The following is a 20,902-nucleotide window of genomic DNA, read 5'->3' as shown; positions in this document are numbered from 1 at the left end:
CATATGCAGCAGTACAAATAGGGGAGAGACTGATTAAATAAGCCTAAATACGAATTGTTATTTCTAATATAAAAATCATTTCTAAAGATGAGTGGAATATACTGCACAAAAAGAAAGCCGCTGCACGAAAAACATGCAGCGGCTTTTTGACAATTTACAACTTTAGGATCAGCGCGTCAGGCGCTTGTAGGCCTGGCTGCCAGGGTTCAGTGCGTCGGCACCGAGGCGGCGGACCTTGTCCTGTTCGTAGTCTTCGAAGTTGCCTTCGAACCATTCCACATGGCCATCGCCTTCGAAAGCGAGGATGTGCGTGGCAAGGCGGTCGAGGAACATTCTATCATGGCTGATGATGATGGCGCAGCCAGCGAAGTTTTCGAGTGCTGTTTCCAGCGCGCCGAGCGTTTCGGTATCAAGGTCGTTGGTCGGTTCGTCGAGGAGCAGAACGTTGCCACCGGCCTTCAGCATCTTGGCAAGGTGCACGCGGTTGCGCTGACCACCGGAAAGGTTGCCCACCTTCTGCTGCTGGTCGCCACCCTTGAAGTTGAACGCACCGCAATAGGCTCTGGAGTTCATGTCGAACTTGCCGAGCTTGATGATTTCAGCGCCGCCGGAAATTTCTTCCCAAACGGTCTTGGATCCGTCAAGCGCATCACGGCTCTGGTCAACATAGCCAAGCTGAACAGTATCACCGATGCGAACCGTACCGCTATCCGGCTTTTCCTGACCGGTAATCATCTTGAACAGCGTCGTCTTACCGGCCCCGTTGGGGCCGATGATACCGACAATACCGCCCGGTGGCAGCTTGATCGAGAGATCGTTGATCAGCGTGCGGCCTTCAAAGCCCTTCACGATGCCCTGCATCTCGATCACCACCTGGCCGAGACGCTCGGACACGGGAATGATGATCTGCGCGTCGCCGGGGCGCTGCTTGTCGGCGGCATCCACCAGCTGCTCGTAAGACTTGATACGCGCCTTGGACTTGGCCTGACGTGCCTTCGGGCTGGATGCAATCCATTCCTGTTCGCGCGAAATTGCCTTCTGGCGGCCTGCATCTTCGCGGGCTTCCTGCTGCATGCGCTTGGCTTTCGCCGTCAGGTAGGCAGAGTAGTTGCCTTCGTAAGGAATGCCACGGCCACGGTCGAGTTCGAGAATCCAGCCGGTAACGTTATCCAGGAAGTATCTATCGTGGGTAATCATCATCACGGCGCCGGGGTAATCGCGCAGGTGCTTTTCGAGCCATGCAATAGTTTCGGCGTCAAGGTGGTTGGTCGGCTCGTCAAGCAGCAGCAGGTCCGGCTGCGACAGAAGCAGACGGCAGAGCGCGATACGACGACGCTCACCACCAGACAGCAGCGAAACATCGCTGTCCTTTGGCGGGCAGCGCAGGGCTTCCATGGCCATTTCGACCTGCTGCTCCAGATCCCACAGGTTCTGGCTGTCGATGATGTCCTGAAGCTTGGCACCTTCGTCCGCAGTCTCGTCGGAATAGTTCATCATCAGTTCGTTGTAACGATCAAGCACGGCGGTCTTGGAAGCCACGCCAACCATCACGTTTTCGAACGCGTTCTTGGTCTCGTCCAGATGCGGTTCCTGCTCGAGGTAACCAACGGTCGCACCTTCGGCCAACCAGGCTTCACCGGTGAAGTCCTTGTCCTGACCGGCGATGATGCGCAGCACGGTGGATTTACCGGCACCGTTTGGTCCGAGAATACCGATCTTGGCATCGGGGTAGAACGACAGGTTGACGTTCTCAAGGATTTTCTTGGCGCCGTAAGACTTGTTCAGCCCCGACATGTGGTAGATGAATTGACGTGCCATTGTAGCGAATGCTCCGCGTCAGATTTGAAAATTCGAATGGGAAATTTGCCGCTATGTAAGGTAATTAGGGGCCGGGAGCAACCTCTACCCCAACAATAAGCGTGAGCCGCGGAGAGATGAATGGACGATATGGCCTTCAGTGAAATCAATCGACTGGCAAGCCCTTCAGGCGCATCGGTCGCTTATCGGCATGAGCCAGCAGTAGGGCCGGCACGCGGCGTTTTGATGATCTGCCATGGGCTGGTGGAACATGCCGGGCGCTATCGCCGCTTCGCGCAGGCCATGGCGGCTCAAGGGTTTGAGGTCTACGCCCATGACCACCGTGGCCACGGACGCACCAAGGCCGACGACGCGCCCATCGGGCGCTTCGCATGGAAAGACGGCGTGCAAAAGGTCATGACTGATGTCATGGCCATCAGGACCATGGTTGGAGAACGTCACCCCGGCTTTCCCGTCATTCTTTTCGGCCACTCCATGGGCGGCCTCATCGCACTCAACACTGCCGTCAGCCACCCGGACCGTTTCGATGCCCTATCGATCTGGAACTCCAACCTCAACCCCGGCATCATGGGGCGCGTCGCGCAGGTCATTTTGCGCACCGAGAAGATGCTCAAGGGTTCAGATGTACCGAGCGCCATCCTGCCCAAGGCAACCTTCCGCATCTGGAACAGCAAGATGCCGGAAAAACGCACCTCTGCCGATTGGCTGAGCCACGACAAGGCAGCCGTCGATGCCTATGTCGAAGACCCGCTCTGCCAGTTCGAAGCCAGCGTCTCGCTCTGGCAGGATGTGTTTGAAATGTCCTATCGCGGCCCCAAACTCATCTCCCGCCTGCCCAAAGACCTGCCCATCCTTCTCGTCAGCGGCAATGAAGACGCCGCCACCAACAATGGCCGCGAAATCGTCTGGCTCGCGCAACAATTCCGCTCCGCAGGCTTCACGGATGTCACAGACCGCATCTACCCCGGCATGCGCCACGAAACCCTCAACGAAATCGGCTGGGAAGTCCCCGCCGCAGATTTTGCCGCCTGGACGCGCAAGGTGACAAACTGACGTTCCGTATGCGACGTCATCCTCGGGCTTGTCCCGAGGATCTAACCACGTTCAATGTAGGGGTTCGTTAGATCCTCGGGACAAGCCCTGATATGACGAAGGAGTGGACGAGACCGATAGCACTACTCCCGCAAATCCAACGGCAACATCTCATTGCTGAAACGGAATAAGGCCATGAGATTATTTCACATGCACGCAGAAGTTAGCCCCGCTATAGATTTCTGAAATGTGAGAAAAACATGGCAGACATTTCCAGCAAAAAACAGCCGCCGCTTGCAGGCATTCGTGTGATTGAGCTTGCCCGTGTTCTGGCAGGTCCTTGGGCAGGCCAGATGCTGGCAGATATGGGGGCTGACGTCATCAAGGTGGAAAGCCCTGATGGCGGAGACGATACGCGCGCATGGGGGCCTCCCTTTGTGGAGAGCAAGGATGGCGACAATCTTTCCGCCGCCTATTACCATTCCACCAACCGTGGCAAACGCTCCATCACCGTCGATCTGAAAAGCGATGAAGGCCGTGATACCGTGCGCCGTCTGGTCAAAACCGCCGATGTCGTCATCGAGAACTTCAAGCGCGGCGGGCTGGAAAAATACGGGCTGGATTACCAGAGCCTGCGGGCGCTGAACCCCAAGCTGATCTATTGCTCGATTACCGGCTTTGGCCAGACCGGGCCATACGCGGATTTCGCCGGTTATGATTACATCGTGCAGGGCATGTCCGGCTTCATGTCCATCACCGGCGAGCCGGATGGCCAGCCGATGAAGGCGGGCGTAGCGGTGGCCGATATCTTCACCGGCATCTATTCCGTCACTGCCATTCAGGCCGCCCTCATCCATGCCATGCGCACCGGCCAGGGCCAGCATGTCGATATGGCGCTTCTGGATGTGCAATCCGCCGTTCTCGCCAACCAGAACATGAACTACCTCATGTCCGGCCAAGCCCCGGTGCGGCTGGGCAATGCCCACCCCAATATTTCACCCTACGAGGTCGTGCCCACCGCCGATGGCTTCCTCATTCTGGCCGTTGGCAATGACGGACAGTTCCGCCGCCTGTGCAAAATCCTCGGCATCGAAGCGGTGGCCGATGACGAACGTTATGCCACCAACAAAGCCCGCGTCGCCCACAAGGTCGAGGTCCGGCAGCTCGTTTCTACTGAGACGCTGAAATGGCTGAAGCGCGACCTGTTGACCGCCTGCGAAAGCAATGCCGTGCCCGCCGGGCCGATCAATTCCATCGAGGAAATGTTTGCCGATCCTCAGGTGCAGGCACGCGGCCTGCGGGTTGATCTTGAGGCCGCAGACGGCACCATCATTCCCGGTGTACGGACGCCCATCGTGCTGTCCGAAACGCCCTTACATTATAACCGCCCGAGCCCTCGCCTTGGCGAGCATCAGCAGGAAGTGCTGGCCGAGTTGATCGAGATTGAAAGGAACCTGACGCCATGAAGAGAACCGGTGGACAATTGATTGTCGAAGCCCTGAAAGCCAATGGCGTTTCCCGCGTGGCCTGCGTGCCGGGCGAAAGCTATCTGGCCGTGCTGGATGCGCTTTACGAAAGCGGCATCGAAACCGTGGTCTGCCGTCAGGAAGGCGGCGCGGCCATGATGGCAGACACTTGGGGTCGGCTGACGGGCGAACCCGGCATCTGCATGGTCACACGCGGCCCCGGCGCCACCAATGCCTCTGCCGGTCTGCACATCGCCATGCAGGATTCCATACCTATGATCCTGTTCATCGGTCAGGTGCAGCGCGATGCGCGTGAGCGCGAAGCCTTTCAGGAAGTCGAATATCGCCGCGCCTTTACCGAGTTCGCCAAATGGGTCGGCGAAATCGATGACGCCCGCCGCATTCCGGAATTCGTAAGCCGCGCCTTTGCCGTCGCCACATCGGGCCGCCCCGGCCCGGTGGTGCTCAGCCTGCCGGAAGACATGCTGGTGGAGCTGGTCGAAGCGCCCTCGGCCAAACCCTACACGCCTGTCGAAAACCACCCCGGCCCACAGCAAATGGCAAAGCTTGCCGAGTTGCTGGCGACTGCGCAGCGCCCCATGGTCATTCTCGGCGGCACACGCTGGACGGAAGAATCCGTCGCGCAATTCAAGACCTTTGCGGAACGCTTCAAGCTGCCAGTCGGCTGCTCCTTCCGCCGCCAGATGCTGTTTGATCACCTGAGCCCGTCCTATGCGGGTGATGTCGGCATCGGCATCAATCCGGCTCTGTCGAAGGAAATCAAGCAGTCGGACCTTATCATTCTGCTGGGTGGTCGCCTGTCGGAAATGCCGTCATCAGGCTATACGCTGCTCGACATTCCCTACCCGTCGCAGACGCTGGTGCATGTCTTCCCGCAGGCCGAAGAGCTTGGCCGCGTCTATCGGCCAGACCTTGCCATTTGCGCCGCCCCCGGCGAATTCGTCGAAGCGCTTTCAACGCTCGAAGCGCCTGAAAACCCCGTATGGGCAGAGCGCACAGCCGCAATGCACGCGACCTATCGCACATGGTCCACGCCGCCAAAGACCGGCCCCGGCCCGGTGCAGATGGGCCCGATCATGGACTGGATCGAAGCCAATGTGCCTGAAGATACTATCTTCACCAATGGCGCGGGCAATTACGCAACCTGGGTGCACCGCTTCCACCGCTTCCGCCGCTTCAACACGCAATCGGCCCCCACCTCCGGCTCCATGGGTTATGGCCTGCCAGCCGCCGTCGCCGCCAAGCATCTGTTCCCGCAGCGCGAAGTGGTCTGCTTTGCAGGCGATGGCTGCTTCATGATGCACGGGCAGGAATTCATCACTGCGGTGCGCTATGGCCTGCCCATCATCACCGTGCTGGTCAATAATGGCACCTATGGCACCATCCGCATGCATCAGGAGCGGGAATATCCCGGTCGCGTCAGCGCAACGGATCTCGTCAACCCTGACTTCGTCGCCTTCGCCAAGGCCTATGGTGGCCACGGCGAGATTGTGGAGAAGACGGACGATTTCGGCCCAGCTTACGAGCGCGCCCGCGCCAGTGGCAAGCCTGCGATCATCGAGATCAAGCTCGACCCTGAGGCCATCACCCCTGCCCGCACGCTGACGCAAATTCGCGAAGGCAACTAATATCTGGCAATGGAAATTGCCCTGCCATGATGTAAATCGTTCAAGCGAAAAGACGGAGAGCATCATGGCAGCAATCACCCCACGCGGCGCAAAAATCGAACCTTCCGCCGGTGCACCCTTCGAGGCCATCCGCGTGGCCCGAGATGTGCTGCACACCTGCCGCGTCGCTGGCCTTGCCACAATCGATGCTGAAAGCGGCTATCCCTACAACACCGCCACAAACATCGCCATCGAGCCGGATGGAACACCCTTCTTCTTTACCGCCCGTTTGGCACTCCATGCCCGCAACATAGAGGCGGATGCGCGTATCTCTCTGGTTCTGGCCGCCTTCACCAAGGGTGATGCGCTGACGCTGCCGAGACTGACGCTTGTGGGAAAAGCCGAATTGATGGGCGCTGAAGACGTGCCGCTCGCCAAGGCGCGCTATATCGCCCGCTACCCCAAAGCCAAGCTCTATCTCTCCTTGCCAGATACGCAGCTTTACCGCCTCAAGGTGGAAGGCGTGCAGATCAATGGCGGCCCGGCCCGCAACGCCAGCAACATCACGCCTGCAGATCTGCGCACCGATCTATCAGGCGCAGAAGAACTGATGGCAGCGACGGACACAGAAATCGCCCGCCTCAACGCCATCAAAGGCGAAGCCTCAAGGCTCGCTGCCCTTGCAGGCAAAAAATCCGGCGCATGGAAAATCACGTCGATCGATCCTGACGGCATCAATCTGACCTCGGCCAGCGACCTTGCGCGGCTGTGGTTTGATGAGCGGGTGGTGGATGTGAATCAGTTTGGCAAGGCGTTGAATCAGGCTACGAGTGAAAGCTCTTAAAACATTAGAATTAAACACAAAACGCCGTTGCTATCGTCATCCTCGGGCTTGTCCCGAGGATCTAACCACATTGCCACAATTGAAACCCTGCAGATATCAGGGACAAGCCCGAGCATGACGAAAGTGAGCGCTGTACGCCCCCCCCCCGAAAACAAAAAAGCCGGCCCAAAGGACCGGCTTTCTGCAAATTTCAAACCACTCAAATAGCGGCAGTCACAATGAACTCGACCTTGTAATCCGGCGTTGCCAATGCTGCTTCGCTGGTGGCGCGGGCTGGTGGGTTGGCAGGGTCGATCCAAGCTTCCCATACGGCGTTCATTTCGCCGAAGGTGGACATGTCCGAGATGTAGATGATCGTCTGAAGGATCTTCGACTTGTCGGAGCCAGCCAGCGCCAGAAGGCGATCGACTTCGGCCAGTGCAGACTTGCTCTGCTCCGTCACGGACGTGCCTTCGCCAACCTGACCGGCGAGATAAACGGTGTTGCCGTGAACGACTGCGGCGCTCATGCGCTTGCCGGGTTCGATACGCTTGATGCTCATGCTGAAATCTCCTGTTTATCTAATATCCTTGGCCGCTGAAACTCAGCCGCGCAGGTGGTGGGTCTTTTCGTAAATGGCTGTGGAACGCGCGCCGGAGCGGCAGTAACCCAGCATGGGGCGTTGCAGCTCATCCAGAGCATCCACCATGCCAGCAACCGCATCGGCATCCACGCCAAATCGGCCAACCGGCACATGCGCAACTGCAATGCCCAGCGCCTCGGCGCGTTCTGCGATGTCGGCAAACTGCGGCTGCCCCTCTTCTTCACCGTCTGGGCGGTGGCAGACGATGGATTTGAAGCCGAGCGCCTGGACCTCGTCGAGATCGGCAACGCTGATCTGTCCGGTTACGGAATATTCGTCGTCAATGCGCCTGATATCCATTTTCATGTCCTCCGCTGATGGCGGCAATCGGGTGTCTTGCCCCTCGCCGTCCCAAATTCCGAACCCGGTGTAAGGGGTTAAAACCGGTGCGTCAATGACACGCCTTTCCAAATAGAAGCCTGTTCAGAGAATGGAAAACCGCAAGCCATAGGAGCGGCTTTCGCCCGGTTGCAGCATGATAAACTCACCCGCAGCCTCCAACTCGCTGCGATCCACCCAGCGGTGCGAAACCGGCTCGATGCCCATCACATGCGCCGGGTCGCTCTGGTTGCGCCACATCTGCAGGTGCGGCAGCGTATCGGTTCGAAATGCCACCTTCAGCGTCTTCCCGCCAATGGCGGCAATCGGCCCCAGCGTCATTTCCGCCCAGCCTTGCGTGCCCACGCCCGCAGGCACACAGAACACTCCGCCCGGCTCCTCCCCAAACCGCCAGCCAAAACCGCCACCCTCGAACATGGCACCGGAAAGCTTCACGCCGTCATCAAACAAACGTGCACCCACATTCATGTGGTACATGTGAAAAACCGGCTGGGCACGGTCACTGGTGTTGGTGACAACGTCTTCAAGGCTGACCACACCCGTCGCCCCGTCAATCCGCCACTCGCGTTTCAGCAGCGCCGTTCCACCATCCGCCAGCCGCACGGGAACCCTTGCGGCTGCCAGCGCATTATCGTCCGACACCACCCAATCCGTTATCTCGGCTGCATGCGACGAAAAAGAACCGTGCAACGGGTATTTCTCCCCAATCGCCGCCCCCGCTATGGGCTGCGGATGGCGGATGTGGTCGGGTCCACAGGTAAACAGGAAGCCTTCGAGGGAATGGTCAATCCGTGGGTCGCCATCATCGGGAATGGCTCTTCCGGGAGCGATATCGGTGCCATCGACAATGCAGGAGCCGATATCGAGCACAGACGTTTCGTCTAACAAGATGGTGGGGGATTTTCCGGCTTTCAGAGCACGCATGGAAGGTTCCTTCAATCACTCATCGACACGGCGATCACGCAAATGCTATCGCCGTGTTGTAAAATTAAGATTGCGTTAACTTCGAATTCACCTTTTTCACAATAGGGTCAAGATTAACGTGTGTGTATTGGGCAAGAACCCAAGGGATCGCAGAATCGTGAAACTTTTAATTAACGCAATGTTCTCTCTCGCTGTCGCGGCGACCCCTTTGCTTGTGCCCGTCCATGCACAGGCCCAGCAACCCATGCTGGTTTCGCCCGATGGTCGTGTGCTTGAGTTCATGCCAGAGCGTGGCGATATTGTGATCAGCCGAGACCGCATGGGTCGCACGGTCTATTATGATCGCTACGGCAATCTTGTCGCGACCGAGATGCCAAACGGCGGTGGTCGTCGCGATCCCTATTATCCGCAGCAGAACGATAATTATTACCCGCCTGCCCCCGGCCAGATGCGCGAGCCGCAGCAGGAATATGGTGCCCGTGGCAACATTGGTGGTCAGGATTACCGGGAATATCGCGGCGATGGCAGCGATATCGATCCCTATACCGGCTCCGTTTCCCGCCCCGGCGCGGTTGAAAGCGGCCCGTTGGGAGAACCCATTCCCGGTGAAAGCACAACGGCTGCCGTGCCACAGCCCGATCACCTGATCGAGCGTAACCAGCCGGTCACGGCGCCGGTCAACCGTTCACGTCAGGAAATCGTGGCACTTCAGGTCTTTCTGGACCGCGAGGGCATTTCGCCCGGCGTGATCGATGGCAAGATGGGCGATAATGTCGACAAGGCCATTGCCGCCTGGCAGGACATGACCGGTGAGCGCCTCGACCCCAACAACACCGAGGATATTCTGGAGCGCCTGCGCAACACCGGCGGCATGGCCATCGTGGATTACACGATTACGGCGGCTGATGCGGCTGGCCCGTATGTCGCTTCCATTCCCGATGACTATGCCGAAAAAGCGCAGCTTCCAGCCATGGCCTACACTTCCACGTCAGAAGCGCTGGCAGAGCGTTTCCACATGGATGAGACCTATCTGAAAGAGCTGAACCCCGGCGTCGATTTCACCGTACCCGGTACCATCATCAAGGTGGTCAGCCCCGGCGAGACGAAAAAGGGCCAGGTTGCGCGCATCGTGGCGCATAAGGGCATCCGGCAGGTCTTCGCCTATGATGAAGGCGGCCTTCTGATTGCCGCCTACCCTGCCACTATCGGCTCTTCAGACACGCCATCGCCATCCGGCACGCACACGGTGGAGCGCATCGCGCTTAATCCGGGCTATACCTATAACCCGAAGATCAACTTCACCCAGGGCCAGAACACCCAGATCCTGCAGATTCCGCCCGGCCCCAACGGTCCTGTGGGCACGGTCTGGATCGCGCTCTCCAAGCCGACCTACGGCATCCACGGCACTCCAGAACCATCCAAGATCGGCAAGACCAACAGCCATGGCTGTATCCGCCTGACCAACTGGGATGCAACGGAACTGGCCAAAATGGTCCGCCCCGGCGTGGTTGTCGAATTCGCCGAATAAGCAGCTTTCAAACCCAAAAAGGCCCGGCTCAAGCGCCGGGCTTTTTTTATGTGGAATTCACATCAGAATCAGGATCGAGTCCTTTCACGTCTGAATTCGGCTTGTGCGAAAGGAACCTGAGGGATGGCATCCTTGAAAGACCTCTTTGTCGTGACCCATACGGAGTCCATCCATCATGTGGAGAACAAAGTTGGAGGCTGGTATGATACTGACCTCACGCCTCGCGGTCAGCGTGATGCCGAGGCCACCGCAGAACGTCTGGCGATGCTCTTAGGGCAGCGACCGGTGGAAATCCACAGCTCTGACCTTCTCAGGGCATCCCAGACAGCCGAAGCTATTGCCCGACGCCTCCGTGTAAACGTGGTGGAAACAGCCAATCTGCGCGAAATCAGCTATGGCGTCGCGGGCGGGCAGCCGCAAGAATGGCTCGATGCGCGCTATAGGCCCGCCCCGGATGACGATCGGCTGGATTACGATTGCGGGATCGAAGGCGCAGAAACCCGACGCGATGTCGCGACCCGCGTCTTTCCCTGCGTGGATGCGATTTTAGATCGGCCATGCGCAACCCAAATCATTGTGACCCACGGCTTCACACTGAGCATGGTCATCGCCGCATGGATGAAGATACCGATTGATGCCTCCGGCTTCCTTAGCTTCCCCGCAAAGTCGGGAAGCATCACGCATCTCCGTCAAGACGACTTTTTCCGCAGTCGGGCTGTGATCTCACTGGCTGACGCCTCCCATCTGAAGCTTGAGCCCTCACGAAATTCCTGAGTTTCGTAACGGCTGCGTATCAGGCAAAGGGAAATTACCCCAGGCGCATGCGGCGCTTCTCAGACCGACGCTCCGTGAGGAAAAAAGCGAAGGCGAGTGCTGGCAGGGTAAAGCCAAGCCATGAGGCGGCGGTCCATTGTCCTGTCGCATAGGCCCAGCCGCCGAGTGCGGAACCAGCCGCGCCGCCCATGAAGAAGGTTGCCATGAAGATGCCGTTCAATCGGCTGCGGAACTCCGCCCCCAGAGTGAAGATAGCGCGCTGACCCAGCACAAGATTGGTGGTGACGGCGAAATCCAGCACGATGGCCGCAACGACGAGCAGCGCCAGCGATAGATGTGAGCCTTCCGGCGCGATGTGGGTGATGAGGAACGACGCCATTGCCGCCAGCAATGCAGCCAGTGTGGCACCCCAGGTCCAGCCACGGTCCGCCATCCGTCCGGCAATGGGTGCGGCAACGGCACCGGCTGCCCCCGCCAGCGCAAACAGCGCAATTTCACCTTGCGACAGCCGGAAGGCTGGGCCGCTCAGATAAAGGGGTGTCACCGTCCAGAACAGGCTGAACGCTGAAAACATGCCAGCCTGATAGAGAGCGCGCCGTTGCAGCAGCGGTGTGCTGACGGCAAGCTTGTCCATGGAGGCCAGCAGGCTGCGGTATGGAAGCTTCGCATCCGGCATGCGGCGCGGCAAAAGACGGTAGAGAACCACCGCCAGCACGGCCATGACAGCTGCCGACATGAAGAAGACGCCGCGCCATGAAATGAATTCAGACAGCAGGCTGGAGACAGGCCGCGCCAGCATGATGCCGACCATCAACCCGCTCATGACGCTGCCGACAACGCGGCCTCGCGTGGCAGGCGGCGTCATATGCGCCGCCAAAGGCACGATCATCTGCACCGCAACGGAGCTGACGCCAATGAGAAACACTGCGACAAGAAACTGTGCCGAATGCGGTGCGACCGCTGCCGCAACCAGCGCCGCAACGGCCATGGCAACAGTGATGACAATCAGCTTCCTGTTCTCGATGAGGTCACCCAACGGCACCACAAACAGCAAACCCAGGCCGTAACCGATCTGCGTCAGCGTCACGATCAACCCGGTTGCTCCGGCTGACAATCCGAGTTCTGCAGCAATCATGCCCGCAAGCGGCTGGGCGTAGTAGATATTGGCGCAGATCAATCCACAGGCACTCGCCAGCAGAAAAATCATGGCCGAAGAGATCGCCTCTTCCTGTGCGGGCTCTGCGCCAAGCACTGTCGATGTCATCTCAAGTCTCCTAATTAGGAAATATTCATTTCCAAAATGCGCAGCAAAATCAGTCGAAGACCTTCATGGCGACTTCGACAATGCCGTCTAATTGTTGCTTGGAAAGGCCCGTCTTGCCGACCACGCGCATGCCATAGAGGAGGCACAGGGCCGTCCTCGCCAGCGCATCCGCATCCATTGCCTTTGAGACCGAGCCATCTGCCTGCCCTTCACGCACCAGACGCGCCAAAATTTTCTCACGCGCCTCAATGGCACCGCGCACCACACGCGCCATATCCTCGTCCAGAGAGGCGAGATCGGCAGCCGCACCCACGATGATGCACCCCTGCCCGCCGGATTTGCCAAGACAGGCATCCGCGTAAAAGTTCATGGATGCCAGAAGCTTTTCCCGCCCGGTCCTGGCCGTCTGGATATAAGCTTCAAAACGCTTCGTCTGCACGAGACGGTAACGCTCCACAGCGGCGATGTAGATATCCTTCTTGTCCTTGAAGGCCTTGTAGAGACTGCCCTGCGTCAGCTCCATCGCCTCACTCAGATCTCCAACCGAGGTGGCGTGGAAGCCGCGTTCGGCAAACACGCCGATGGCCTTATCGATGGCCGTATCGACATCGAATTCACGCGGACGACCGCGTTGGCGCATGGAGGGTGAGGATGCCTGTGTGTTGCTCATGCAGGCAATATAGGAAACGATCATTTCCAAATCAAGCAAAATAATGCGCCCGGCTCCTTGAAGGGTCGGACGCATGCAAGTGCTTCGTTTTCAGGCGGCGCTGCGGCGGAAGAATTTCATATCGCGGTCTGACCGAATAACGCGTGCCGGCATCAGGCGCAGCACCTCGTTTGCGAAGCTGCGCACATTCTCCAGCGCCTTGTCGACATTGCTGACCTTGTGACAGTCCAGCGCCTCAAGCGTGCCGCCACAATCGAAAACATCGCGGAATGCGGCGCGCTCGGCGATGGGCGTGTTGAGAACGCGCACGTTCTTTTCGGCCATGAGTGCCTTGACCACCAGCATGGAGCGGGTGCTGATCATGGCATTGACGCGGGTCAGCACGACGGAATGCTCCACCTTAATGCCCATCTTGCGATCCAGAAACTCGAGATGTTCAAGCACTTCGGCAGCGCCACGCGCATCCATGGCGGAACCCTGAACCGGGATCAGCACGTGGTCTGAAATACCGAGCGCCATAGTCAAAAGCGGGTTCTTGGTGCCGGGCAGATCGATGATGAAACAGTCGGTATTGGCTTTGTTCTCGCGAATATGGGTCTCCATCGACGCCATGGTGACGTTGGAGATGATGGAGAGGTTGCGCATCGGGCCAGACATGTCTGCCCAACGCGAAATCCACAATTGCGGATCGGCATCCAACACGGTGACGCGGTGACCCATGCGGGCAAGTTCGGTGGCAAGCAGCAAAACGGCAGTGGTTTTTCCTGCGCCGCCCTTCGTATTTGCGAATGTAATAACTGGCATAAGGCCCCCCGAATGCAGAGCCTGAAATCATCGCTCTTCAACGCACCGCCATATTCATGGTGCGTGATATATTGTTAACCAATATGGTTAATGAATTGGTAACGATGGATGCTATTTTAGGCAGTGCCGTCACTCACGTCCGTTTAGAACTATCAAAAAACAGGACAAGCTTCGCCGGTCACGCCGCGCGTTACGCCCGTGATTGATCCATCATCCCCCAAGAGAAACCACGCAAATGCGGGGTTGTCTGTGGTGTGTTGGTGTTGGCTGCGCATTTGCGTGGCCTCAAGGTCTCAAAGTCTATCCAGACCGGATCGTGAATGATCCGGCCCGGATTGTCGTCCATTAAATTCCTGCCGCCTTCCCGCTTGGCCTGCCCGAAACCCGTTAATGGAATTTCGAGGCCAAATGGTCGGGCCGACAGGTCCTATCATCTGATGGATAGCCACACGTCTGCGGCCAGCCACCACTCTTCACCTGCCCGCTCATGTCTCGCGATACATGGCGAACAGTGAAGATGCGCAGATTGTAGGCATGGGTCTTTGGGAGATTGAGAAAACTTTTTTATTTTATTTTTGCTGGGGAGAAGACGTGCCTGACATCATTCTCTCTCGCCGCATCGGCATAAGCCGCCAGCGGGTGCAAGGCACCCGCCAGCAAGGCTCAACCGTTAGAAGCACTCAAGAAACAGCGCCTTGGTGTTTTCAGCCGTCATTGCCACGGGGTTGCCGCCGCAGCTTGGGTCTTTGATGGCTTCTGCCGTCAGTTCATCCACGCGGTCGGGCTTGATGCCGAGTGCGGTCAGGTTTTCCGGAACGCCGAGTTCGTGGCGCAGCTCCAGCACGTAATTGTAGAAACCATCAAAGCCGCCTTCAATGCCGAGATAGGCAGCGGCGCGGGCGATCTTTTCTTCAATTGCCGGGCGGTTGAAGCGCAGAACGGCGGGCATGACGACGGCGTTGGTCATGCCGTGATGGGTGTTGTAAACCGCGCCGATGGGATGCGAGAGCGCATGAATGGCGCCAAGCCCCTTCTGGAAGGCCACGGCACCCATGGCGGCGGCGGCCATCATGTTGGAGCGAGCTTCGATATCGGTTCCGTCCTTATGGGCGCGCGGCAGGTATTCCTTGACCAGACGCATGCCCTCAAGCGCGATGCCGGCGCTCATCGGGTGGAAGAAGGGCGAGGAATAGGCTTCCAGGCAATGGGCAAAGGCATCCATGCCGGTGCCAACGGTGATGGCCTTGGGCATGCCGACGGTGAGGTCCGGATCGCAGATCACGACGCCGGGCAGGAATTTCGGATGGAAGATGATCTTTTTGACGTGAGTTTTGGAATTGGTGATGACGCTGGCGCGTCCCACTTCCGAGCCCGTGCCTGCGGTGGTGGGCACGGCGACGATGGGCGCAATGCCATCGGAGTTGGCGCGGGTCCACCAGTCACCAACATCCTCGAAATCCCAGACGGGGCGCGTCTGGCCAGCCATGAAGGCAACGGCCTTGCCCAGATCCAGCCCCGAACCGCCGCCGAAGGCGACGACGCCATCATGGCCGCCATCCTTGAAGGCTTTCACGCCCGCTTCGAGATTGATCTCGTTGGGGTTGGGATCGACATCGGAAAAGAGAGCGCGACCAAGGCCTGCCTCTTCCAGAATATCCAGTGCGTGGCCGGTGATGGCCATGGTGGCCAGGCCACGGTCGGTGACCAGCAACGGCTTTTTCATGCCCAGCGTCTTGCAGGCGTCGGCCAGTTCCTTGATGCGGCCGCGTCCCATCTTGATCGGGGTTGGATAGCTCCAGTTTGCGACGATGTTCATTTGGTGACTTTCTTCAAATGGTAGGATTTTGGACGGGTCAGGTTCTGGAAGCCGATGACCGAAAGCGAGCCGCCGCGACCGGTATCCTTGACGCCGGTCCAGCACAGAGCGGGGTCGAGATAGTCAGCGCGGTTCATGAAAACGGTGCCGGTTTCAATCTCGCGGCCAATGCGCCCTGCCCTTGCCGCGTCCTGCGTCCACAGCGATGCGGTGAGGCCGTATTTGCTGTCGTTCATCAGCGCGATGGCTTCGTCATCGTTCTTGACCTTCATGATGCCAACGGCAGGGCCGAAGGTTTCTTCGGTCATGAATTCCATGGAGTGATCGACATTGACGAGGATCTGCGGCGCGACATAGGCGCTTTCGCCATCATCTGCGGCAAAGAGTTTGGGATCGACCAGCGCCTTCGCGCCCCTGGAAACGGCATCCGCCACCTGCTGGCGCACCACCTTGGCAAAACGCTTGTTGGCCATCGGCCCCAGCGTCGTTTCCTGCTCAAGCGGATTGCCAAGCTTGTAGTTGGACACCCAGGCCACGGACTTTTCAACGAAAGCGTCATACAGGGATTCGTTGACATAGATACGCTCGATGCCGCAGCAGCATTGCCCGGAATTGAACGTCGCGCCATCCATCAGCGTATCGACCGCCGCATCCAGATCCGCGTCTTCCATGACATAGCCGGGGTCCTTGCCACCGAGCTCCAGACCAAGGCCGGTGAAGGTACCGGCAGCGGCACGCTCAATGGCGCGACCGCCTTCGACGGAGCCGGTGAAATTGACGAAGTTGAACAGGCCTTCGGAAATCAGCGCCGATGTGGTCTGGTGATCGAGGAAGAGGTTGATGAACACATCCTCCGGCACGCCCGCTTCCACGAAGGCGCGCACCATGCGCTCGCCCACCAGCAGCGTCTGCGCGGCGTGCTTGATGGCAACCGTGTTGCCAGCCATAAGCGCGGGCGCGATGGTGTTGATGGCCGTCATATAGGGGTAGTTCCACGGCGCGATAACGAAGACAACGCCATGGGCTTCACGCTCGATGCGGCGTTCGAAATTACCGCTTTCCTCGATGACCAGAGGCGCAAGTGCGTCGGCTGCAATCGTCGCGACATAGTTGGAGCGTTCGTTGAAGCCCTTGAACTCACCGCCATAGCGCACCGGACGGCCCATCATATGGGCCAGTTCCGGCACGACTTCTGCGGCCATCTCATTCAGCCGCGCCACGCCTTTCAGCACCAGCTGAACGCGATCTTCCAAGGGGCGGCGCGCCCAGGACTTTTGCGCGGCGCGCACTTTCGATACGGCAGCCCGTGCCGCGTCCAGCGACATCGCCTCGCGCTCGGCATAAACCGAACCGTCGATCGGCGAAATATTCTGGATCATGACCATGATGGTGGTTCTTTCTGTAACTTTAGGTGTTGTTATGCCCGTTCAAAACCGCGCGCGACTTCCCAATCGGTGATGCGGCGGTCATATTCTTCCTGCTCCCACTTTGCGGCGCGAACATAGTGATCGACAACATCTTCCCCAAACGCGCTGCGCAGCATCTTTGAACCATTGAGGTGTTCGGTCGCATCGCGCAGCGTTTTGGGGATCTCCCTTATGTTCTTGCCGCCATAGGCATCGCCTTCAAACTGGGCTTCAAGTTCCAACTTGTTTTCGATGCCGTCAAGACCTGCCGCAATCAAGGCCGCCATGGCAAGATGCGGATTGATATCTGACCCGCCAATGCGGCACTCGATGCGGATACCCTTGCTATCGGCACCGCAGAGGCGGTAGCCCGCCGTGCGGTTATCCAGGCTCCACACAGCCTTGGTGGGCGCGAATGTGCCAGCCATGTAACGCTTGTAGGAGTTAATATAGGGCGCGAGGAAATAGGTCGTCTCGCTGGCATGGGCCAGAAGCCCCGCCACGTAATGACGCATCATATCCGACATGCCGTATTCGCCGTTCTTATCGAGGAACATGGGCGTCTTGCCATCCGGGCTCCACAGCGACTGGTGAATGTGCGAGGAGCTGCCAGCGGCATCGTAATTCCACTTGGCAAGGAAGGTGACGGCCTTGCCCTTGGACCAGGCAATTTCCTTGCAGGCATTCTTGATGATGGCGTGGCGGTCGGCCATAACAAGCGCATCGGCGTAACGTACATTGAGCTCGACCTGACCGGCGCAGGCTTCGCCCTTGGAATTTTCAATCGGAATACCAGCGGCTTGCAGATTGTTTCTGATAGCGCGCATCACCTCTTCTTCCTTGGTCGTCTGGAAGATGTGGTAGTCCTCGCTATAGGGGCTTGCGGGCTTCAGATCGCGGTAGCCACCGGCACGGGCGTTCTCGAAACTCTGGTCGAACAGGAAGAATTCCAGCTCTGTGGCCATGAAGGCCTTGAGGCCCATGGCCTCCAGCCGCGCCACCTGCTTCTTCAAAATGGCGCGCGGAGAATGCGCCACTTCGGCATGGGTGTGGTGGTCATAGGCATCGCATAGCACAAGTGCCGTACCTTCCAGCCACGGCACCCGCCGCAGGGTGGAGAGGTCTGGCTTTAGCGTATAATCGCCATAGCCCTTGTCCCAACCGGCGGATTTGTAACCGGGAACGGTTTCCATCTCCATATCGGTTGCCAGCAGATAGTTGCAGCAATGGGTTTCTTCATAGGCGCTTTCCACGAAGAACTCAGCCTGAAACCGTTTCCCCATCAGACGACCCTGCATATCCACGACGCATGCCAGAACCGTGTCTATGCGCCGCTCAGCGACATCCTTCTTCAATTCGTCGAATGTGTAGGTCGTCATGATTTTCTCGTTCCCTGTTGTTCAAATGGGGCGACCGTTGCCGGTCGCCCTTTGGAGTTAGTTCAAGCTTTTGACGCCGCCGCATTGAGTGCAGCCTGCTTATGCTCCAGTGCAAATTCCTCTTCCGGTGAAAGAATGAGGCGGTGACGGCCGACCAGCGCGAAATAGGCAATCGCGACGGCAAACCACAGCGCAACCCAGATGACGCCCTTGGTGAAGTTCGGGTCCTGCACCTGATAGAGCAAGGTTATGACGGCAATGATGATGGTGAGGACCGCGCCGGGAATGCCGAGTGGCGAGCGGAAAGGACGCTCGATATCCGGCAGGTTACGGCGCAGCATGATGAAGGAGATGGCCTGCATGATGTAAGAGAACATCGCGCCGAACACCGCCATGTTGAGCAACACGCTGCCGATGATGCTGCCGCCCTGCGTCGCACCTAGCGCAAACCAGATGATCATCATGACAGTAAGGCCAATGAGCGCGCCTGTGAGCATGGCGACATGCGGCGTCTTGAACTTGGAGTGCGTGACCGACAGAAGCGTTGGGAAATAACCCGCCCGCGAGAGCGAGTAGATCTGGCGACCCTGCGCATAAAGGATGGTGTGGAAGCTGGCGATGAGGCCTGTGAGAGCCACGAACCCCAGGAGAACCACGCCACCATCACCATAGACAGCCTTGAAACCATCCAGCAACGGCTCCAGCGATGAGCCGAGATGGAACGCGCCGATGCCGGGCAGCGAGGGGTTGAGCAGCACGATCATGAAAGCCGAAACCATCAATGTGATGATGCCGAGAATGATGCCCTTGGGCATATCGCGCTTGGGATCCACCGATTCTTCGGCTGCCAGCGGAAGCTGCTCGATGGCGAGGAACAGCCAGACCGCAAAGGGCAGCGTAGCCAGAACGCCAGAAAAGCCGAAGGGGAAGAAGGAGCCATTGCCTTCGGGAAGTTCAACTGCCGCACCGTCCGGGCCGACGCCGATGTTGAGCGCCCAGCGTGAGAAATCCATGTTCGGGATGGCGCTGATCCAGAAGAAGACGAGAACAGCGAGCGATATCAGCGTGATAACCAGCGTTACCTTGAAGGATAGTTCAAGCCCGTAGACGTTCAGCGCGAGGAAGATGGCGTAGAACAGCACCCATAAGAGCGGCGAGTAAACGGGATCCAGCCCCAGAATGGAGTTCACATAGGCCGTAATGAAGGTGACGATGACGGCGGGGGTGAGAACATATTCGACGTTTTCACACAGCCCTGTGATGAAGCCGCCCCATGGGCCCATGGCCGTGCGCGCAAAAGAATAGGCAGCACCTGTGTGCGGCAGTGCCGGGCTCATTTCGGCGATGGAAAATGTGAGCCCCAGATACATGATGGCGATGATGATGCCCGCAACCAGCATGCCGCCCCAGCCGCCGGTGGCAAAGCCGAAGTTCCAGCCGGAAAAATGGCCTGAAATGACCGCACCGACGCCGAGCGCCCAGAGCGACCAGACGCCCGCGTAACGTGAAAGTCCTCTTTTTTCGAAATAGGATGCATCAGCTTTCTTATAGCTGACGCCTGATGATGAACTGTCCATGCCGTTCTCTCCTGAACAAGAAAAACAGGCTGTCAGCCGGAATGGCCGATTTTGCCCCAGTTTCGGCATGATGGGCAAACCCACCACGCCCTGCACGTCTGCTGTTCCCACGCTGCATTCCGGGCCTCATGGCCTTCTTGTGGATATGCAGCGGTCTTCATTGTCCTCAAGTCCTCATGGGCTGTGAGCGGCGATTGCCTTTTTCAAAAGTCCGCTCAGAAAATCGGCAGCAGCCCGCTGCCCCTCCTCATTTTCGATGAGGTCGTTTCGGACCTCGATCATGACGTTCAACAGCCCGCCGGGGAGCGCATGCAGGCGCAGCGTGTGCGTGACACCATCCTGCGGGCCATAGGGTTCGTTGCGCTCGACCCGGAAATTGCTGCCCTCTGCATGCTCCATCATCGCATCCACCAGCCGCGCATCGGCATCATGCAAAAGTCCGATTTCCACCTCTCGGTGCTTGCCGTGATAGACGGGGGTGAAGCTGTGCATGGTGACGAGAACGGTCTCGATACCCGCCTCGCCCTTGGCGTCAATCAGGTCGCGGACGCCGGACTGGAAGGGGATATAGAGTGCCGCCGTGCGGGCAAAACGCTCTGCATCATCAAGAGCCAGATTGCCCGGAATATTGTAGATCTCGCTGATGACAGGCATGGCCGAGGCCGATTCCGGCGGGCGATTGCAATCATAGATCAGGCGGGAATAATTCTGGTAGATCAGCGTCGCATCCAGACTTTGCGACAGGAGCCTTGCGACAGCCAATGCGCCGGGGTCCCAGGCAATATGGCTTCTCAACACATCTTCGCTCAAGCCAAGGGTGCCGTAGCGGGCTGGCATGGTGCAAGAGGCATGTTCGCAGACCAGCAGCACACGGCCTGCACCGTGCGGATTTTCCACGACAACGGGCGCAGGCTCGTCATGTGTGAAAAACGTCGTTTGCACCGTCATGGTGTACCCCCCCGCTGCCAACATCACTGTCCCCCGACAGTTGGGAAAGAATTCTTCACACAC

General features: G+C 58.4%; 18 protein-coding genes. 6 read left to right on the top strand and 12 right to left on the bottom strand.

What is annotated here, in order from left to right:
- Nucleotides 1-168 precede the first annotated feature (168 nt).
- Nucleotides 169-1,818 carry an energy-dependent translational throttle protein EttA gene (ettA, locus tag RQI55_RS02180; RefSeq protein ID WP_243255485.1) on the bottom strand — a complete coding sequence of 550 codons (1,650 nt, stop codon included), beginning with the start codon at nt 1,816-1,818 and terminating at the stop codon, nt 169-171.
- Nucleotides 1,819-1,938: 120 nt separating this feature from the next.
- On the opposite strand from ettA, the gene RQI55_RS02175 reads away from it, so the two are divergent.
- The 4 genes from RQI55_RS02175 (at nt 1,939) to RQI55_RS02160 (ending at nt 6,788) form a co-directional block, all read left to right on the top strand.
- Nucleotides 1,939-2,871 (top strand): alpha/beta hydrolase, encoded by a 933-nt coding sequence (locus RQI55_RS02175; RefSeq protein WP_243255483.1) that lies wholly within the window; start codon nt 1,939-1,941, stop codon nt 2,869-2,871.
- A 239-nt stretch (nt 2,872-3,110) separates the two neighbouring features.
- Entirely contained in the window at nt 3,111-4,316 is a 1,206-nt protein-coding gene (locus RQI55_RS02170; RefSeq protein WP_243255482.1) for a CaiB/BaiF CoA-transferase family protein, read from the top strand.
- A complete protein-coding gene (locus tag RQI55_RS02165; protein WP_243255481.1) occupies nt 4,313-5,965 on the top strand; it encodes a thiamine pyrophosphate-binding protein in 1,653 nt (550 codons plus the stop codon). The genes RQI55_RS02170 and RQI55_RS02165 overlap by 4 nt, the downstream gene beginning before the upstream one ends.
- Nucleotides 5,966-6,029: 64 nt before the next feature.
- Nucleotides 6,030-6,788, top strand: a complete 759-nt coding sequence (locus RQI55_RS02160; RefSeq protein WP_243255480.1) for a HugZ family protein — start codon at nt 6,030-6,032, stop codon at nt 6,786-6,788.
- A 199-nt stretch (nt 6,789-6,987) separates the two neighbouring features.
- Here the strand turns inward: RQI55_RS02160 and RQI55_RS02155 are convergent, their stop codons facing one another.
- From RQI55_RS02155 to RQI55_RS02145, 3 genes are all read right to left on the bottom strand, one after another.
- Entirely contained in the window at nt 6,988-7,329 is a 342-nt protein-coding gene (locus tag RQI55_RS02155; protein ID WP_042617234.1) for a RidA family protein, read from the bottom strand.
- A gap of 42 nt (nt 7,330-7,371) precedes the next feature.
- Entirely contained in the window at nt 7,372-7,710 is a 339-nt protein-coding gene (locus RQI55_RS02150; protein WP_042617235.1) for a TIGR01244 family sulfur transferase, read from the bottom strand.
- Between the two features lie 123 nt (nt 7,711-7,833).
- A complete protein-coding gene (locus tag RQI55_RS02145; RefSeq protein ID WP_243255479.1) occupies nt 7,834-8,673 on the bottom strand; it encodes a DUF4432 family protein in 840 nt (279 codons plus the stop codon).
- 178 nt (nt 8,674-8,851) lie between these two features.
- On the opposite strand from RQI55_RS02145, the gene RQI55_RS02140 reads away from it, so the two are divergent.
- Together RQI55_RS02140 and RQI55_RS02135 are read left to right on the top strand one after the other, a co-directional pair.
- Nucleotides 8,852-10,201 (top strand): L,D-transpeptidase, encoded by a 1,350-nt coding sequence (locus tag RQI55_RS02140; protein WP_279290441.1) that lies wholly within the window; start codon nt 8,852-8,854, stop codon nt 10,199-10,201.
- Nucleotides 10,202-10,324: 123 nt separating this feature from the next.
- Nucleotides 10,325-10,975, top strand: coding sequence for a histidine phosphatase family protein (locus RQI55_RS02135; protein ID WP_243255477.1), 651 nt, complete (start codon nt 10,325-10,327; stop codon nt 10,973-10,975).
- A gap of 34 nt (nt 10,976-11,009) precedes the next feature.
- Here the strand turns inward: RQI55_RS02135 and RQI55_RS02130 are convergent, their stop codons facing one another.
- From RQI55_RS02130 to RQI55_RS02095, 8 genes are all read right to left on the bottom strand, one after another.
- A complete protein-coding gene (locus tag RQI55_RS02130) occupies nt 11,010-12,239 on the bottom strand; it encodes an MFS transporter (protein ID WP_243255476.1) in 1,230 nt (409 codons plus the stop codon).
- A gap of 49 nt (nt 12,240-12,288) precedes the next feature.
- Nucleotides 12,289-12,933, bottom strand: a complete 645-nt coding sequence (locus tag RQI55_RS02125; RefSeq protein WP_243255475.1) for a TetR/AcrR family transcriptional regulator — start codon at nt 12,931-12,933, stop codon at nt 12,289-12,291.
- Between the two features lie 66 nt (nt 12,934-12,999).
- Complete coding sequence (locus RQI55_RS02120) at nt 13,000-13,713, bottom strand: ParA family protein (protein ID WP_042617239.1); 714 nt, start codon at nt 13,711-13,713, stop codon at nt 13,000-13,002.
- Between the two features lie 670 nt (nt 13,714-14,383).
- Entirely contained in the window at nt 14,384-15,529 is a 1,146-nt protein-coding gene (locus RQI55_RS02115) for an iron-containing alcohol dehydrogenase (RefSeq protein ID WP_243255474.1), read from the bottom strand.
- A complete protein-coding gene (locus RQI55_RS02110; protein WP_243255472.1) occupies nt 15,526-16,914 on the bottom strand; it encodes an aldehyde dehydrogenase family protein in 1,389 nt (462 codons plus the stop codon). The genes RQI55_RS02115 and RQI55_RS02110 overlap by 4 nt, the downstream gene beginning before the upstream one ends.
- A 32-nt stretch (nt 16,915-16,946) precedes the next feature.
- A complete protein-coding gene (locus RQI55_RS02105; RefSeq protein WP_311272268.1) occupies nt 16,947-18,314 on the bottom strand; it encodes a glutamine synthetase family protein in 1,368 nt (455 codons plus the stop codon).
- Nucleotides 18,315-18,376: 62 nt separating this feature from the next.
- Nucleotides 18,377-19,891: an amino acid permease gene (locus RQI55_RS02100; protein ID WP_311272269.1), complete on the bottom strand. Its 1,515-nt coding sequence runs from the start codon at nt 19,889-19,891 to the stop codon at nt 18,377-18,379.
- 174 nt (nt 19,892-20,065) lie between these two features.
- Nucleotides 20,066-20,839 carry an N-formylglutamate amidohydrolase gene (locus RQI55_RS02095; protein ID WP_311272270.1) on the bottom strand — a complete coding sequence of 258 codons (774 nt, stop codon included), beginning with the start codon at nt 20,837-20,839 and terminating at the stop codon, nt 20,066-20,068.
- Nucleotides 20,840-20,902: the final 63 nt, after the last annotated feature.

The organism is Rhizobium sp. WCS2018Hpa-16 (assembly GCF_031843705.1).
GTDB lineage: Bacteria > Pseudomonadota > Alphaproteobacteria > Rhizobiales > Rhizobiaceae > Agrobacterium > Agrobacterium tumefaciens_C.
The sequence above is the reverse complement of the archived record's forward strand: the minus strand, read 5'-3'. Positions and strand labels throughout refer to the sequence as shown.

What these genes read in the sequence shown, in the direction of transcription:
- ettA (WP_243255485.1), bottom strand. Translation starts at nt 1,818, where the DNA reads ATGGCACGTCAATTCATCTACCACATGTCGGGGCTGAACAAGTCTTAC.
- RQI55_RS02175 (WP_243255483.1), top strand. Translation starts at nt 1,939, where the DNA reads ATGGACGATATGGCCTTCAGTGAAATCAATCGACTGGCAAGCCCTTCA.
- RQI55_RS02170 (WP_243255482.1), top strand. Translation starts at nt 3,111, where the DNA reads ATGGCAGACATTTCCAGCAAAAAACAGCCGCCGCTTGCAGGCATTCGT.
- RQI55_RS02165 (WP_243255481.1), top strand. Translation starts at nt 4,313, where the DNA reads ATGAAGAGAACCGGTGGACAATTGATTGTCGAAGCCCTGAAAGCCAAT.
- RQI55_RS02160 (WP_243255480.1), top strand. Translation starts at nt 6,030, where the DNA reads ATGGCAGCAATCACCCCACGCGGCGCAAAAATCGAACCTTCCGCCGGT.
- RQI55_RS02155 (WP_042617234.1), bottom strand. Translation starts at nt 7,329, where the DNA reads ATGAGCATCAAGCGTATCGAACCCGGCAAGCGCATGAGCGCCGCAGTC.
- RQI55_RS02150 (WP_042617235.1), bottom strand. Translation starts at nt 7,710, where the DNA reads ATGGATATCAGGCGCATTGACGACGAATATTCCGTAACCGGACAGATC.
- RQI55_RS02145 (WP_243255479.1), bottom strand. Translation starts at nt 8,673, where the DNA reads ATGCGTGCTCTGAAAGCCGGAAAATCCCCCACCATCTTGTTAGACGAA.
- RQI55_RS02140 (WP_279290441.1), top strand. Translation starts at nt 8,852, where the DNA reads ATGTTCTCTCTCGCTGTCGCGGCGACCCCTTTGCTTGTGCCCGTCCAT.
- RQI55_RS02135 (WP_243255477.1), top strand. Translation starts at nt 10,325, where the DNA reads ATGGCATCCTTGAAAGACCTCTTTGTCGTGACCCATACGGAGTCCATC.
- RQI55_RS02130 (WP_243255476.1), bottom strand. Translation starts at nt 12,239, where the DNA reads ATGACATCGACAGTGCTTGGCGCAGAGCCCGCACAGGAAGAGGCGATC.
- RQI55_RS02125 (WP_243255475.1), bottom strand. Translation starts at nt 12,933, where the DNA reads ATGATCGTTTCCTATATTGCCTGCATGAGCAACACACAGGCATCCTCA.
- RQI55_RS02120 (WP_042617239.1), bottom strand. Translation starts at nt 13,713, where the DNA reads ATGCCAGTTATTACATTCGCAAATACGAAGGGCGGCGCAGGAAAAACC.
- RQI55_RS02115 (WP_243255474.1), bottom strand. Translation starts at nt 15,529, where the DNA reads ATGAACATCGTCGCAAACTGGAGCTATCCAACCCCGATCAAGATGGGA.
- RQI55_RS02110 (WP_243255472.1), bottom strand. Translation starts at nt 16,914, where the DNA reads ATGGTCATGATCCAGAATATTTCGCCGATCGACGGTTCGGTTTATGCC.
- RQI55_RS02105 (WP_311272268.1), bottom strand. Translation starts at nt 18,314, where the DNA reads ATGACGACCTACACATTCGACGAATTGAAGAAGGATGTCGCTGAGCGG.
- RQI55_RS02100 (WP_311272269.1), bottom strand. Translation starts at nt 19,891, where the DNA reads ATGGACAGTTCATCATCAGGCGTCAGCTATAAGAAAGCTGATGCATCC.
- RQI55_RS02095 (WP_311272270.1), bottom strand. Translation starts at nt 20,839, where the DNA reads ATGACGGTGCAAACGACGTTTTTCACACATGACGAGCCTGCGCCCGTT.